Genomic DNA, 17,085 nt, shown 5'->3' on the forward strand with positions numbered 1-17,085 from the left:
ATGATCAGTTGAACGATCCTATAGATGTGTAAAAATCCAAGTGTGTTTAATGCTCTTGGATTTTTTTATGTTTTTAAGACAAGCACTTGAACAGATACACACCTTTTCAGCTGACAAATTAAATGGTCTTTCAGACTTACTTTGTCCAACGCTTATTGACCAATGCCTTCAAGATACTGGTGTTACAACTATCAGAAAACGAAGACTTCCAATGGAGTTAATGGTTTGGAGTGTCGTTGGTATGTCACTTTATCGACATTTGTCGATGAGCAAAGTGGTGTCTCAATTAGACATCTTATTACCAGGGAAAAAGCCATTTGTTGCCCCAAGCGCTGTCATTCATGCTCGAAAGAAATTAGGTCATGAACCACTAGAGGCAGTCTTTAATAAAACACAACAGTTGTGGCATGAGAAAACACCTCATCCCGATTGGCATGGTCTCACATTGCATGCTGTCGATGGTGTTGTCTGGCGTACGCCAGACACAAAAGAAAATGACCAAGCATTTTCAAGAACAGGCAATAAAACAACAATATCCGATTATCCTCAAGTGCGTATGGTTTGTCATATGGAACTAACCAGCCATCTTTTAAATAGTGCTGCATTTGATTCTGTTTCTGTCAGTGAGGTCGATTTAACAACCCAACTTATTGAAAAAACACCAGACCATAGCCTGACGCTATTTGATCGTGGTTTCTACGCCTTAGGTTTACTGCATAAATGGCAAAGTAAAGGTCAAGAAAGACACTGGCTAATCCCATTACGTAAAGGCGCTCAATACAAAACATTAAGAAAGCTCGGTAAAGGCCAAGAACTCATAGAGTTAACTTTGTCGCCACAGGCTCGCAAAAAATGGGTTGATGCGCCCGATACAATGAAAGCACGCTTAGTAACGACCATGATCAAAGGTCGTGAAGTGAAATTATTAACATCAATGACTGACCCAAAGCGCTATATAGGTGCTGATATTGCAGAGCTTTATAGCCACCGTTGGGAGATTGAGCTGGGTTACCGAGAAATGAAGCAATATATGTTGCAGGGAGCGATAACGTTAAGAAGTAAAACACCAGCGTTAGTAACTCAAGAGTTATGGGGAATGTTATTGGCTTATAATTTATTGCGATTCATGATGTGTCAAATGGCGTACTCATTAAAAAGTGTCATGCCATATCAAATAGGCTTTAAGCAAGCCTCAATATTTTTAATGAGTCAACTGCAACTATTACCAGCTGTAGCTGCTGGTCGATACCCTGAAATATTGAGATATATAATTGATATGGCAGAAAGTTTTGTTCTACCTGAAAGGCGTGAAAGAAGTTATCCAAGAGCAGTAAAGAAAAGGCCTAGTCGCTATGCGACTAGACCTTCAAGAAAACGTGAATTATCTTAATTCACATGCATTAAGCCTAAATGCTCGCTTTTTATTTACGTCGGAAATGATAAACAAAAAGAGCGATACACTCATACTTACAGTATAAATATATCGTTCTTTTCTTTTTAATATCAGTTAAATAGCAAGCAAAAAACCTGTATTAACGAGACAGTGGTAACACAACCAATAAAAATGAAACAAATAGCAGCATGATGCCAAAAGAAATTGGGGCGGTGTGCTTTAATGTCGTAACTGGCTCTTTCATTGATAGCTTCCTTTAAAACCGTTTTAATTATTTTTGATATAAATCAAATTATCCCTAAATTTTAAAGGTTATTGGCTAGGAAACCCACAACCAATAGTGAAAGCAGAGTTTTCATTATTTGTTAATTTCACAAATTTGCTTTCACTAAGCCAATCGATATACTTCATCACTCTGTTAACCTAGTTAATCACATCATCATTCTTCTACTATTCATCCCTATTAACGAATAATTACCTAGTACATATAACAGCATTACCAAACATAACCATTAAGATTTATATCGATAAAATATGGTTTATCCATGATAAAATTGTGATATAAACGCAGTGCAAACGTTTGCGTGACTAGTAAAGCAATGAAATTTAGCATCTATAGCCACTCATAGAGCTCTCACGCAACCAGCATATTGTTTCTACTGTGAGGAAATAAGCCTATATGAAAAGCGACATCGATATTTGCCGCGACACTCGACTTACGCCAATTGAACACATCGCTGAACAAGCTGGTATTCAACAGCAAGAGCTCACTCCGCAAGGAACATTAAAAGCCAAAGTTAAACCTGCAATTCTAAAAAGACTGGCTGACAAAGAGGAAGGTAAATTAGTTGTCGTTACCGCTATTACGCCGACTCCTCTTGGTGAAGGCAAAACAGTAACCACCATTGGCTTAGCACAAGGCTTAGCTAAGATAAATCGCTCTGTTATGGCATGTATCCGACAACCATCTATGGGTCCTGTCTTTGGGGTAAAAGGTGGCGCTGCTGGCGGTGGTTATAGCCAAGTTGCACCAATGGAGAAACTCAACCTGCACTTAACCGGTGATATTCATGCGGTAACGGCTGCACATAACCTTGCAGCAGCAGCTTTAGATGCCCGCTTATATCATGAGTCACGTTTAGGTTATGACGAATTCAGCGCCAAAACAGGCTTGCCAGCTCTTCGTATTGATATAAATAATATCTGCTGGAAACGCGTGATGGATCATAACGATCGCGCATTACGCATGATCACCATTGGTCAAAACGAGCCAGGTAAAACCATTAACGGTTTAGAACGTCATGATGGCTTTGACATCACTGCAGCTTCTGAGCTGATGGCCATTCTCGCGCTTGCTGATGATTTACATGATATGCGCCAACGCATTGGTCGTATCGTGGTGGCTTATGATCTCGATGGAAAACCCGTAACCACTGAAGATCTACAAGTCGCTGGTGCAATGGCTGTTACCATGTGTGAAGCCATTGAACCAACACTAATGCAAACATTAGAAGGTGTACCAACACTTATCCATGCTGGCCCTTTTGCTAACATTGCACACGGTAATTCTTCGATCATCGCTGATAAGATCGCATTAAAACTGAGTGATTTTGTTGTCACTGAAGGCGGTTTTGGCTCTGATATGGGGTTTGAAAAAGCCTGTAATATTAAAGCGCAGCAAGCTAATCGTGGCCCTGATTGTGCTGTGGTGGTTGCGACACTACGTGGTCTAAAAGCCAACTCAGGGCTTTATGATTTACGTCCGGGTCAAGCACTGCCTGCTGCTATCTTTAAAGAAGATAATGCAGCCCTTATTGCGGGTTTTGATAATCTAAAATGGCATATCAATAATGCCGCACGTTATGGTGTACCTGTGGTAGTGGCGATTAATCGTTTCCCACAAGACACCGATGCAGAGCTTGAACTACTGCAAAGCATGATCAATAACGCTGACTTTGCCACTCATGTTGATGTTGCGATCAGTGAAGCCTTTGGCAAAGGTGGTGAAGGTGCTATCGCACTGGCAGAGTGCGTGGTAAAAGCTTGTCAGCATCAAGCGAACTTCACGCCTTTGTATCAACTTAGCCAGCCGCTTGAAGAGAAAATCATGACTGTGGCTGAAGTAGGTTATGGAGCAAGTCATGTTGAGCTATCACCACTCGCCCAACAACAACTCGCACAATTTAAAGCTCAAGGTTACGATGATCTTGCTATCTGTATGGCGAAAACACCGCTTTCTATCTCGACCGATCCGAGTATAAAAGGCGCACCAACAGGTTTCACGGTTCCTATTCGTGAACTCAAACTTTGCGCCGGTGCAGGCTTTATTTATGCGCTATGCGGCAATGTAATGACAATGCCAGGTTTACCTGAGAAACCTGCATTTATGAGCTTAGATATCGATGAAAACGGCAATATTATCGGTCTAAGTTAACTACCTTTTCCCCTTTATTGAGACAGACTTTAAAGGGGAATCTGCTTTCTATCCTCTCGCTTACGCCCTCTTCACACTCATGTAACCATTTGTATCTTTTATACTATTCGCATAACAACAAGGTTAACACTTATCAGCACCACCTATTTAAATCAATACCTTACAAATTTAAAGGGTTTTATTTCAATAACATAAAGTAACAAAAAAAGATGCCTAATCGGGGTCAGATCATTTTTTTTTATACCTAACCTGCTACTCTCATTGGCAGAAAATAAATATCTATGAGGCCACCTTAAATGGAAATGACAAACGCTCAACGTTTAATTCTATCTAACCAATACTACTTAATGTCTAAATTGACACCTGAGAACGCAGAGAAATACCGTCGCCTTCAAACCATCGTTGAACGTGGTTACGGTCTACAAATGCGTGAACTTGATAAAGACTTTGGCGATTTACCTGAGCAAGATTGTCGTGAAATAATCGACTTCATGGAAATGTACCATGCCCTGCAAGAGTCGTTTAACCTTGAAGATTGCCGTTGTGATGGCGCAAAAGATATCGATCAACGCCGCTTACAATTCCTAGGTTTTGATGCTGCAACTGAAGCACAGCTTGTTAACTATGTTCGTTTCCTTGTTGATGAAGAAGGGCTATACCCTCAATTTGAGAAAAATGAGCACCGCTTTAATAGCCACGTTCCTATGCTAGAAAAATACCAGCGTATGTTAAAAGTATGGCGCAACTGTCCTCGTCAATACCACTTATCATGCAATGAGATCCAACAAATCTTGACTGCATAATATACGCATATTCATGAATAAGCCGAGTATCATACTCGGCTTTTTTCGTTTCCTATTTATTGACCAGAAATAGCTCATCACAAAACACTGAGTGCTATTTTTGTGAGATCGTCCATAGTTTATTATTGATATAAAGCATCCTTGCCAGCCTAGTGGTATAGCTACAGACATAATATAAAAAAGCCATAAATATTCAGTCTGATACGCTAGGAATCATTACTCAAATGCTCCACATCTTTATCTTGCTGCTCGTTATAGCAACACCGGTAATCGCACAAGCAACCCCTAATTTAGTTATTCTGACAACATTCACAGAAGAAGGGTTAAGTCCGATCATTGATAGATTCAAAGAAGAGCATCCACAAAGTAATATCAAAGTGATCCAACGCCGTGAAGCTTCTGGCTTACGTTTTCTAGACGATCAAAAAAAGAATATTGATATTATCATTTCATCATCACCCACTTTTTTCCAACCACTGATCAACAGCCAACAACTGCTTCCTTTCGGTAAAGCCAAAGCAAGAAAAGAGCAGCAACAGCTTTCTGAAGATATTATTGCATTTGGTCATACCGGATTTGGCTTACTGTGGAACCAGCGTTATTTAACTAACAATAACCTGCCTACACCGCAAACTTGGTTAGATCTCGCGAAACCAGATTTCTTTCGCCATATCAGTATTAGTAGCCCTTATCGCTCTAATACCACTCACTTAATGATTGAAAGCATCTTACAAGAATACGGTTGGGAGGAAGGTTGGCGTCTGCTGTATCAACTGGGCGGCAATTTCGCGTCAGTCGAAACCAATGCTTTTGCGCTCAGTGAAGCTATTTCTCGTGGTCTCATTGGTGTCGGCCCTGTGACTGACAGTTACGCTCGTCACTATAAAGCACAATTTCCCTATGTTGATTTTCTTTATCAACCACAAAGTCCATTATTACCGCACTATGTTGCGATAGTAAAAAACAAATATCGCTCTGATTTTGCTAAAGAGTTCGTTAATTTATTACTGTTTCAACGCTGTGATGAGAACACTGCCATATATGAGCATTTGATCCATCCAAAACAAATTGCCCATAATGATTTTATCGCGCAAACATTCAATAAAAAAACATTAGACTATCAAGTCATTCAGCAGCGTTCAGGACTAGTAAAACACTTGTTTGAGCAGACGATCAGCAACCAACTGCCAAAGCTAAATCAAGCATGGCAATTGCTACATTCAATCGAAAAAACAGCAGATACATTAACCGAGGAACAGCAAAAAGATTTTATTTTAGCGAAGCAACTAGCATCAACCTCTCCCGTCAGCATAGATGATATGCAAGATAAGGTATATCATGAGCTATCTCTTTTTCGAGACAACCCGCAGGTACATAATTATCGACAACAATGGCGGGTAAAAATGGCAATGCAATTAGAGCAAGCCATCGCATTAAGCTATACGATTATTAACGGGAAAACAGCATTGCAATGATCCGCAACATCAACAAAAAAACAATTGGTAGTCGTCTTATTATGTCGATTATCTTGATGGCATTTCTCACCATCTTAGTCAGCTTAATCGCCGTGTTAAATTGGGAAAAACTCAGCACACAAATTGAAACCATTACCCACAATAACATGCCTATTGTGCAGGCAAGTTATCAGCTAGAACGCAATACCGCTGAATTACAATCAACCCTGAATCTATTAGGGCAAAATACCAATCCACTCAAACACGATGCTATCAAAAGTAATATCAATCACACCCTAATTAACATTAGTACGGCGATTAACCGTATTTCCAAATTACACCACTACCCTGCTATCAAATCAGGGCATCAAGTATTGGTGCAGCAAATTGATAACTACACCAAACTGCTACAACAACGTAATAGTGATTTGTTTGCTTTAAGCCAAACGGCCAACAAATTGAAATGGCTTCACCATGATCTTATTGATGAACTAGTACCATTGCGCCAAGAAGTCGAATGGAAACTCAATAACATTAATCGTCATGAACACAAAAAAGATGCGGTTCAGCTTGATGTCGTCAATAACGTAATGAACGAGTTTTCACTGATCCAAGCAATCACAGTAAAAGAAAATGAACTGCACCAATTGGTCGTGGAAATCATTCAACAACGTCAAGATCGTGATCTTAAAAATGCTTTCAACTTCATCGGTCATAAAGCAGATGAAGTCGATATTATCAGCCAGCAAATTCGTAGCTATCCATCAAGCGTCACTTTCCGTCAGCTATTAGAGAAATTTACGGTATTGGTGAAACCCGGTGGTCAACTTGAGCAACAACTTAAGCGTGATATGATTTTAAGCTTACAAATCAACCGCGCGAAGGTCGATATTAAGCAACGACTCACACAGCAAGAAAACATGATCCAAACGCTCGTTGAGCATGCCGATCAATCGCTTAATAATTTAAATAACGATACCCGCCATGCCATTACCATGAGTAACTATATGTTGTTTGGCGTGGTATTCATTACGATCATATTAACTATTTTTCTCTCAGTGTATTTGGTTGGCAACGGTATCGTTAATCGACTCAATCTGCTCAGCAAAGATTTGCATGCCGTTGCAAAAGGCGATCTTAACGCGAAAATCTCCACCACAGGTGAAGATGAAATTGGCATTTTAGGCGATAACCTACGATATTTCTGTCGTCAAATGCAAGACATCCAAGCTTCTAATGCTTTGAATTTAATAAACAATACGCAAGTAAGCCTGATCACCTGTAACATGCATGGCGTGGTAGAATCCGTGAACTTACAGGCACTAAAACAATTTAATTTCGATCAGATCAGTCAACATCAAACTTTATGGGATTTATTTGATGCTCCGATCTCCACTCGATTAAGCCTGCTATTTAAGCCAAATAGCCTATTGCGTAAATTAGGCGCATATAAAATGACCGTGACATACACCACGGATAAACAACATTTATTCTACCTTCGATTGGATTTTCGCACCTTCAAACATGGCAATCAGGATAAGGTGATCATCACCATCACTGACATTACCGATCAAGAAAAAACCACCCGCTGGCTAGAAAATAAAGTTGCCGAAAAAACTCAATCATTAACCCTTAGAAATCAGCAATTAAAAGCTGAAATTGAAGATCGTAAGCGGATTGAAGGGGATTTAATTGCAACCCAAGATGAACTGATCCAAGCAGCTAAAATGGCAACGGTTGGTCAAACCATGACATCACTCGCCCACGAGCTAAATCAGCCACTATCGGCAATATCAACTCGACTATTTAGTGCTAAATTAGCCATTGAACATCAAAAATACGAAAAAATACCGGATAACTTAGGAAAAATTGAAGATTTAGTTATCCGAATGAGTAAACTAATCAGCAGTCTTCGAAGTTTTGCCAAAAAGCAATCGGCGACAAATCCATTAACCCAAGTGGATGTTCAAGAGTCAATCAAACAAGCCATACTCATTGTTGAAAGTCGTGCCAAAGTACAACAAACAACAATAGCCAATACCATTAGTGCACCTATCTATGCCCAAGCCGATCAGGTTCAACTTGAGCAAGTTTTAGTCAATTTATTGGTCAATAGCTGTGATGCTGTTGCAAGTTGTAAACAGCGACAAATAACCATTATGCGACTTGATAGCCCTAAAGATAGAATAAGGATCGCGGTGTTAGATAGTGGTCATGGCTTTAGTAATGACATTATTGATAAATTATTCGTACCTTTTACTACCACCAAAGATGTTGGACTCGGGTTAGGTCTCAGCATCTGCAATTCAATCATGACAAGGTTAAAAGGTAACATCTACCTCGCTTCTGGTCTCACAGGTGGAGCGATGGTTGTTCTGGAGTTAAAAAAAGATGATGAGTGATAATACTAATGTACTGATTGTCGATGACGATCAAGATGTACTAGATGCCTACCAAGAGTTGCTCGAGTTAGCTGGTTACAATGTTGAAACCGTCTCAGACTCAACTCAAGTGATCGCCATGCTTGATCATCACTGGACTGGGGTCATTGTCACTGATATGTACATGCCTGGTTTAAATGGCATGGAGTTGCTGGAAAAAATTCAGCAATTTGATAACGAGATCCCTGTCATTATCGTCACAGGTCATGGTGATATTCCAATGGCGGTTGATGCTCTTAAAAAAGGAGCTATCGACTTTCTGCAAAAGCCATTGCAGCCCAATGATCTGATCCAACTGTTAGAGAAGCATCTACCATTACGTAAGCAGATCATTGAGCAACGCAAAACCTTACAAAGCACAGCTACTGAACTGTTACTAGGTGATAGCCCATTAATCGTTAAAGTGCGTGAGCAATTAAAACAAGTCGCAAACTCTACTAAAGACGTATTAATCGAAGGTGAAAATGGCACAGGCCGTCACACCATTGCTAAAATTCTGCATAAAAACAGCCCATTGCATCAAGGACCAATGGTAGAAGTTGATGGTTCAGCAATCACTTGTACCCCCGATCTTCAACGTAGCATGATCTCTGCACGTACTGGTTGTTTATGTTTAAGCAACCCACATATCATGCCAAAAGAAAGCCAGCAGTGGTTATGTCGTTTCTTATTAGAGCAAGAGCGCCAAGGCAAGAAAGAAGTACGTTTATTAGCACTGTTTGAAGGTTCACCAGAGCCTTTCGTTGAAAGTGAGCAATTCTTACCTGAGCTATTCTACTTCCTAAGCCAAGTACGTTTTAGCTTACCGACATTACGTCAGCGCAGCAGTGACATTACTAGTATCTTTAAGCACTATTTAAAACAAAGCTGTAAGAAACTAAACAAGTCAGTACCAACTATTGATAAGGCTTACATCAATACCCTATGTCGTTATGAATGGCCGGGGAATGTGTTAGAGCTAAAGAACGTCGCTGAACTGTATGCGATTGGCATCGTCAAATTGGCAGGACAAGAGCGTTCAAAACCAATTGAGCAAATGAGTAGCCCACTTGACGATCTAGTGGATGGTTACGAAAAGCAAGTCATCGAAGATGCATTATACCTGTTTGCAGGACGTATTAATGAAGTGTCATCGTACTTGCAGATCCCACGTAAAAAACTATATTTACGTATGAAAAAGCATGGATTAGACAAAGCAGAATATAAAGTTAGACCAAGCCACTAACACTGATTCTACGCTTAAAATCCTGCTGCAAAAGCCTTCGTCACTGAAGGCTTTTTTATTTGCACCAAAATCCGTTAGCGACAACAGCCAATAACCATTACACTAAGCGGCTGTTTTTCAGCTTTGGTTTATTCTTATGTCCTATCAATGCCCCCTATGCCATGCGTCACTGGTTTTAAATACGCAAGGCGAGCAACCGAAAACTTACCGTTGTTGTAACAACCACCAATTTGATCTGGCAAAAGAAGGCTATGTGAACCTAATGCCTGCTCACCACAAAAGCTCGAAAAATCCCGGTGACAATAAAGAGATGATGCAAGCGCGTCGTTTATTCCTTAATACCGACCATTATCAGCCACTTCGTGACGCTGTTATGGCGCAACTTCGTTCTCAATTACCGGAAGATGCAACCCAACTACTTGATATTGGTTGTGGGGAAGGCTACTACACCTCCGAGTTTGTCCAGCTACGCCAACAATTTCCCGCACTTACCGTTCATGGTTTAGACATCTCAAAAGTAGCGGTAAAGTATGCTGCCAAACGCTACCCTGAATGTGATTTCTGTGTCGCTTCAAGTCACCGTTTACCTTTTGCTGATCAGTTCTTTGATGGAGTCGTGCGTATCTACGCACCTTGTAAAGGTGAAGAATTAGAACGTGCAATCAAACCCGGCGGCATCTTAGTTGCAGTAACCCCTGCACCTCGTCATTTATACCAATTAAAAGAGCTGATTTACGATGGTGTACGTCTACACGATGTGCCTGTTGAAACGATCCCTGGCTTTGAATTGATTGCAGATGAGCAACTACATTACGAGATGTCTTTAAGCGGTGAAGAAGCGACAGCGTTAATGCAAATGACGCCGTTTGCGTGGAAAACATCAGAGCAAGTATGGCAACAACTCGGTGAAGCGAAAGATTTCTTCTGCGAAGCGGATTTTGCAATTCGAGTTTACCGTCGCCAATAATCGACATTATCTCTCCGCACTCAAATGCGAGTTACTGTCAATTGATAATAACTCGCATTAACGGTATTATTCATTACTGCGTTTTATTTCCTACTCTTAAAATAAGTTCATCTTTAGGGATATCAGTAATGAATAAATGGCTCGCGCTAAGTCTTAGCCTTGCAACGGTATTAACCGGCTGTGCTTCTTCAAATCACTCTCCAGCTCCTGTTTCCCCCCCAAGTACCTTTTACGACTACACGATCACCTCTGCACAAGGAAACACATTAAGCGTTAACCAATTAGCCTTAGCACTTAAAGACGCCGATATTATTTTGGTTGGCGAATGGCACAGTCACCCTGCAGCTCACCTATTACAGAGCCAATTGTTTGCAGCCTTATACCAACAAAACCCAAATATGGCGCTCTCAATGGAGCAATTCACCCGTGACAAACAAGCCATTGTAGATCAATACCTTGCAGGTAAAATTGGCGAGCGAACACTGGTATCAGAAGCTAATGCATGGCCAAACTACGACAGTGATTACCGCCCGTTAGTTGAATTTGCCAAGCAACATAAATTAGATGTGATTGCCGCTAATGCGCCCAAAAGTATCGTGCGCTGTATTAGCAAACAAGGGGCAGGCTATCTCAATAAATTACCAACATCAGAGCGTTCGTGGGTAGCACAATCACTCACGCTCAATAAAGATGCCTATCAGACTAAGTTTTTAAACTCGATGCATCATGGCAATGAAGAGCAAAACCTGCGTATGTTTGCCGCTCAAACCGCATGGGACGATACAATGGCAGAAAGTATGGTCGACTATTTAAAGAACCATCCAAACAAGCAAATTATTCATGTTGCTGGTCGTTTTCATACCATGGAAGGACTCGGCACTGCATCTCGGATCAAAGCACGTAACCCTAACTTAAACGTCGCATTGGTTACCCCAGTCACCGCTAAAGAAAAGTTAGCCGATAATGCTCAAGATTACCGCGTTACCATGGCACCACTACCTGTACGTTATGCACAAAAAGATAACCAAAACAAAGCGATGAAAAAAATGATGATGAGAAATAAAGAATTAAAGTGCTATGAATAGATGATGGGAAGATAATTTTACATAGCCCAGATAGAGCAGAACCCCATCGGCGGCCAAGCAGTTGGGGTTCTTTGGGAGATAACAGCTATATCTCTTAGTAGCCATATTATAATGCCATAACTACCTTTCTGATTTCTGAATAGGATAGTTTCTAATACCTATTAAATCCTCAGAAAAAACGGCAACATAGATTGCATTAATATTACATTTAAAAAACAGCGTAGATACTAATCTCACTCTATGTATTTTATATGACACCCTTGTAGCAATTTGGTTGCATTTAATTATGCATTTTTTTAGTTTTTTTTCTAACCACAGGCCCCCCCCTGCGATAAACCTATTCTTGCGGTATTAAATCTTATCTCTTAACATCGCTACCCTGCTCAAATTCGAGTAAAATAGATCCAGCTCTCCCTGTTTTGAGCTTATAGAGAACTAGGAAAATCATGAAAAAAACATTTGCTTTAACCCACCCTAAAAAAGCTGTTCCTCGCGTTGTTGAAGCGGTTAAGTACGAAGTGAAGAAATACTTACGTCGTGAGCGCAACAAAACATTGCCTGCAGGCGCTGATTTCTGGGACTTTGATTGTAAGTTTGGTCATACCGAGCAAGAAGCAAAAGTGATTCATGTTAAAGAAATCAACAAGTGCATTGATGAAGCAGAAAAACTAGCGCTTCCTTCACTGTACCTAGAAATTTTGGCGAAGCCTGCAACACGCGCACCTCGCCCTGTTCGTGATTTCGATGACGAATAATCAATCTATCTGTTAAGGTTCACGCCTTACAAAAAGAGTCACAATGTGGCTCTTTTTTATTATCTGTAAAATGGTGATAGTAGCAGCGGTTAATATGATAACCATACAAAAAAAGCAGCGTCATATGAGGCTGCTTTTTCGTAACGAACGATCAATTAAAATAACAAGTTCCAACAGTGTTATAACGTGATTTAGAACCAACGCTCTAGTGAGCTGCGATCAAGCTGTTTAAAAGCACGGCTTAACACTTCTGCTAATTCTTGATAACGCGGCTGCGCCTTTTTCGGCTGCATCGCATACCCTTCACTGACTATCTTTTGGTAAATTTCGTTATACCACTTTGCTAATGATGGCGGCAGTACGGTTTGGCTACGTTTACCCAACCACCATAAGCCTTGTAATGGCATCGATAACGCTAATAACGCCACAGCTACCGCCTGTGGCATCGCCCCATAATTATTGAAAACCATTTGGGTCAAAATACTAATGGCAGCCACAGCTGGCATCACTTTGGTTGCGAACTTGGTCGCCTTGATATAGCGGTGCTCAGGAAAAACGGCAGCCAACTCTTTACGCATTGGCCATGTGCTCATGTAATGCTGACCATCTTGGAAACTTTTCCACATTGTTTGTTGAGTCATAAAGCACCATTTATCAAAAAAAATTACAATTCTTCAACTTTTTAGGTAGTAAACTTGATTAAAATTAAATTTATCTAAAAATGTTTTTGTTATATTGCTTAACAATCGCTATCCTAAGCGCGCTTAAACCTAATTGTTGCTGTTAATTGTATTAACTGCAAGTTAAGCACCCTCAAGGATGAACCTGAATTGCAGGCAACTCAATTCAAATACTCAAGAATGAGCGCGAATTTCACCCTGATTAGACTGATGATTTAAACATCGTCTATTCTATGGGTACTTTTTTATTCAAACATGAATATCAACTTTCAGACAGATTATAGGTAGTCACTCATGTCTAAGCTGGTTTTAGTTTTAAACTGCGGTAGTTCATCTCTTAAGTTCGCAATCATCGATCCTGTATCAGGTGACGAACACCTTTCAGGTCTAGCAGAATGTCTAGGTCTTCCTGAAGCACGCATCAAGTGGAAACTTGACGGCAAGCACGAAGCTCAACTAGGTGAAGGCGCGGCTCACGAAGAAGCTCTAGCATTCATGGTTGACACTATTCTTGCTTCTAAGCCAGAACTTAAAGAGAACCTAGGCGCTATCGGTCACCGTATCGTACACGGTGGCGAGCAGTTCACTGACTCTGCACTAATCGACGACGTAGTACTTAAAGGTATCGAAGACGCTGCAACTTTCGCACCTCTTCACAACCCAGCTCACATCATCGGTATCGAAGCGGCTAAGCACAACTTCCCTGAGCTTAAGAACGTAGCAGTATTCGACACAGCTTTCCATCAGACTATGCCTGAAGAAGCATTCCTATACGCTATCCCATACAACCTATACAAAGAGCACGGTATCCGTCGTTACGGCGCACACGGTACTTCTCACCGTTTCATCGCACGTGAAACAGCATCTCTACTAGGTAAGCCTCTTGATGAACTAAACATCATCAACTGTCACCTAGGTAACGGTGCATCTGTATGTGCAATCAAAGGCGGTAAAGCAGTTGATACTTCAATGGGTCTAACTCCTCTTGAAGGTCTAGTAATGGGTACACGTAGTGGTGACCTTGACCCTGCAGTTATGTTCCACCTACACGACAAGCTAGGTATGAGCGTTGCTGAAATCAACACTATGTTCACTAAAGAGTCTGGCCTACTAGGTCTTACTGGCGTGACTTCTGACTGTCGTTTCGTTGAAGAAAACTACGGCGAGAAAGAAGAAGCAACTCGTGCAATGAACGTATTCTGTCACCGTCTAGCTAAGTACGTAGCTGGTTACGCTGCAACTATGGACGGTCGTCTAGACGCTATCGTATTCACTGGTGGTATCGGTGAAAACTCTGCGCCAATCCGTGAAATGGTTCTAAACCGTCTATCTATCTTCGGTATCGAAGTAGACAACGAAGCTAACCTAAAAGCACGCTTCGGTGGTGAAGGTGTTATCACTACTGCTGACAGCCGCATCCCTGCAATGGTTGTTTCTACAAACGAAGAACTAGTAATCGCAGAAGATACAGCTAAGCTAGCTAACATCTAATCTCACGATTATCTTAACGGCTGGCTTTAAGTCAGCCGTTTTTTCATGACCTCCCGTCATGTTCTCATGTGGTGCTGTTCTATACTTATTCCCATTGTTTACACGTGAATTGTTATTGAACAGTGCTGTATCCATTCAATAGTTAGAGGAATTTATAGTGTCCCGTACTATTATGCTTGTTCCAGTTGGTGCTGGCGTAGGTCTAACAAGTGTTAGCCTTGGTGTACTTCGTGCAATGGAACGCAAAGGCGTTCGCGTTTCTTTCTTCAAGCCTATCGCTCAACCACGTAAAGGTGGCGATCAGCCTGATTTAACGACGACTATCATTCGTGCAAACAGTGACATGCAAATCGCAGAGTCATTCTCAATGGCGAGTGCAGAAGAGTTAATCCGTAACGACAAAACTGACGTTCTTCTAGAAGACATCGTTGCACGTTTCAAAGAATCTACAGCTAACTCTGAAGTAACGCTGATCGAAGGTCTAGTTGCGACTCGTAAGCACCCATTTGCAAACCAAATCAACTTTGAAATTGCAAAAACGCTAGATGCTGAAATCGTATTCGTTGTTTCTCCTGGCACTGATAACCCAGCTCAACTTAAAGAGCGTATCGAAGTAGCATGTTCTAACTTCGGTGGTATCAAGAACAAGCAAATCTCTGGTGTTATCGTTAACAAACTTAACGCACCAGTTGATGCAGAAGGTCGCACTCGTCCTGACCTTTCTGAGATCTTCGACGACGCTGAAGGTACTGTTCCTTCAAACGTTGAAATCATGCAAGTGTTCAACTCAAGCCCAGTACGCGTACTAGGTTGTGCTCCATGGAGCGCAGAGCTTATCGCAACACGTGCAACTGATATCGCACAACACCTAAACGCTGAAATCATCAACGCTGGTGACATCGAAACTCGTCGTATTAAGAGCATCACTTTCTGTGCACGTTCTATCCCTAATATGGTTGAGCACTTCCGTCCAGGTTCACTACTAGTAACTTCAGCTGACCGTCCAGACGTAATCGTTGCAGCATGTCTTGCAGCAATGAACGGCGTTGAGCTAGGTGCACTACTTCTAACAGGTGGTTACGACCTACCAAAACCTGTTATGGATCTATGTGAGCGCGCATTCGCAACAGGTCTACCTGTAATGACTGCACAAGGTAACACTTGGCAGACTTCTCTAAATCTACAGAGCTTCACACTAGAAGTACCTGCAGACGATAAAGAGCGTGTAGAGCTAGTTAACGAGTACATGGCAAGCCACATCGACGGTAACTGGATTGAATCTCTAACTGAAGGTTCAACTCGTGAGCGTCGTTTAAGCCCACCAGCATTCCGTTACCAGCTAACTGAGCTTGCTCGTAAAGCGGCTAAGCGTATCGTTCTTCCTGAAGGTGACGAGCCACGTACAGTTAAAGCTGCGGCTATCTGTGCTGAGCGCGGTATCGCGGAATGTGTGCTTCTAGGTAACCCAGAAGAAATCCGTCGCGTTGCTGAGCAACAAGGCGTGACTCTAGGTGCTGGCGTAACTATCATCAACTCTGATGAAGTTCGTGAAAACTACGTTGCTCGTCTAGTTGAGCTACGTGGCGCGAAAGGTATGACTGACGTTGTTGCTCGTGAGAAGCTACAAGATTCAGTATTCCTAGGCACAATGATGCTTGAGAACGACGAAGTTGACGGTCTAGTGTCTGGTGCAGTTCACACAACTGCGAACACTATCGTTCCTCCGTTCCAAATCATCAAGACTGCACCAGATGCATCTATCGTATCTTCTGTATTCTTCATGCTACTACCTGACCAAGTATTGGTTTACGGTGACTGTGCGATCAACCCAGATCCAACAGCTGAGCAACTTGCTGAAATCGCTATCCAATCTGCAGATTCTGCAAAAGCATTCGGTATCGACCCTCGCGTTGCTATGATCTCTTACTCTACTGGTACTTCTGGTAAGGGTGCAGACGTAGATAAAGTACGTGAAGCAACGAAGATCGCTCAAGAGAAGCGTCCAGATCTAGTGATCGACGGTCCTCTACAGTACGATGCTGCAATCATGGAAAACGTAGCTGCTTCTAAAGCACCTAACTCTCCAGTAGCAGGTAAAGCAACTGTATTTGTATTCCCAGACCTAAACACTGGTAACACAACATACAAAGCGGTACAGCGTTCTGCAGATCTAGTATCTATCGGTCCAATGCTTCAAGGTATGCGTAAGCCAGTTAACGACCTTTCTCGTGGTGCGTTAGTTGACGATATCGTGTACACAGTTGCACTAACTGCAATCCAAGCAGAGCAAGCTGCAGCTAAATAAGTTTTAAGACTTATTTAACCGACAGATAAACGCCTCTATACCTGCTATCAAT

General features: G+C 41.5%; 12 protein-coding genes. 11 read left to right on the plus strand and 1 reads right to left on the minus strand.

The window, feature by feature from the left end; genetic code table 11:
* Positions 1-67: 67 nt before the first annotated feature.
* The 9 genes from Q7657_RS19925 (at position 68) to Q7657_RS19965 (ending at position 12,557) form a co-directional block, all read left to right on the plus strand.
* Positions 68-1,390, plus strand: coding sequence for an IS4 family transposase (locus Q7657_RS19925; protein ID WP_107165514.1), 1,323 nt, complete (start codon positions 68-70; stop codon positions 1,388-1,390).
* A gap of 682 nt (positions 1,391-2,072) precedes the next feature.
* Positions 2,073-3,827, plus strand: a complete 1,755-nt coding sequence (locus tag Q7657_RS19930) for a formate--tetrahydrofolate ligase (RefSeq protein WP_107165515.1) — start codon at positions 2,073-2,075, stop codon at positions 3,825-3,827.
* Positions 3,828-4,123: 296 nt separating this feature from the next.
* A complete protein-coding gene (locus Q7657_RS19935) occupies positions 4,124-4,630 on the plus strand; it encodes a YfbU family protein (RefSeq protein ID WP_107165516.1) in 507 nt (168 codons plus the stop codon).
* 224 nt (positions 4,631-4,854) lie between these two features.
* Positions 4,855-6,105, plus strand: a complete 1,251-nt coding sequence (locus tag Q7657_RS19940) for an ABC transporter substrate-binding protein (RefSeq protein ID WP_107165517.1) — start codon at positions 4,855-4,857, stop codon at positions 6,103-6,105.
* Positions 6,102-8,486 carry a sensor histidine kinase gene (locus tag Q7657_RS19945; RefSeq protein WP_107165518.1) on the plus strand — a complete coding sequence of 795 codons (2,385 nt, stop codon included), beginning with the start codon at positions 6,102-6,104 and terminating at the stop codon, positions 8,484-8,486. Before Q7657_RS19940 ends, Q7657_RS19945 begins: the two co-directional genes overlap by 4 nt.
* Positions 8,476-9,750, plus strand: coding sequence for a sigma-54-dependent transcriptional regulator (locus Q7657_RS19950; protein WP_107165519.1), 1,275 nt, complete (start codon positions 8,476-8,478; stop codon positions 9,748-9,750). The genes Q7657_RS19945 and Q7657_RS19950 overlap by 11 nt, the downstream gene beginning before the upstream one ends.
* A gap of 136 nt (positions 9,751-9,886) precedes the next feature.
* On the plus strand, positions 9,887-10,717 hold the full coding sequence (gene rlmA, locus Q7657_RS19955; protein WP_107165520.1) for a 23S rRNA (guanine(745)-N(1))-methyltransferase: 831 nt from the start codon (positions 9,887-9,889) through the stop codon (positions 10,715-10,717).
* Between the two features lie 128 nt (positions 10,718-10,845).
* Positions 10,846-11,802: a ChaN family lipoprotein gene (locus tag Q7657_RS19960; RefSeq protein WP_107165521.1), complete on the plus strand. Its 957-nt coding sequence runs from the start codon at positions 10,846-10,848 to the stop codon at positions 11,800-11,802.
* Between the two features lie 446 nt (positions 11,803-12,248).
* Positions 12,249-12,557 (plus strand): DUF6172 family protein, encoded by a 309-nt coding sequence (locus Q7657_RS19965; RefSeq protein ID WP_008987721.1) that lies wholly within the window; start codon positions 12,249-12,251, stop codon positions 12,555-12,557.
* A gap of 191 nt (positions 12,558-12,748) precedes the next feature.
* Here Q7657_RS19965 and yfbV read toward each other — a convergent pair whose 3' ends face one another.
* Complete coding sequence (gene yfbV / locus Q7657_RS19970) at positions 12,749-13,198, minus strand: terminus macrodomain insulation protein YfbV (RefSeq protein ID WP_053987119.1); 450 nt, start codon at positions 13,196-13,198, stop codon at positions 12,749-12,751.
* A 333-nt stretch (positions 13,199-13,531) separates the two neighbouring features.
* Here yfbV and Q7657_RS19975 point away from each other — a divergent pair, with 333 nt between their 5' ends.
* Both Q7657_RS19975 and pta read left to right on the plus strand, forming a co-directional pair.
* Positions 13,532-14,728, plus strand: coding sequence for an acetate kinase (locus Q7657_RS19975; RefSeq protein ID WP_107165522.1), 1,197 nt, complete (start codon positions 13,532-13,534; stop codon positions 14,726-14,728).
* A gap of 157 nt (positions 14,729-14,885) precedes the next feature.
* Positions 14,886-17,033: a phosphate acetyltransferase gene (gene pta, locus Q7657_RS19980; protein ID WP_181319806.1), complete on the plus strand. Its 2,148-nt coding sequence runs from the start codon at positions 14,886-14,888 to the stop codon at positions 17,031-17,033.
* The last annotated feature ends 52 nt before the right edge of the window (positions 17,034-17,085 follow it).

The organism is Candidatus Photobacterium acropomis, from assembly GCF_030685555.1.
Taxonomy (GTDB): domain Bacteria; phylum Pseudomonadota; class Gammaproteobacteria; order Enterobacterales; family Vibrionaceae; genus Photobacterium; species Photobacterium lucens.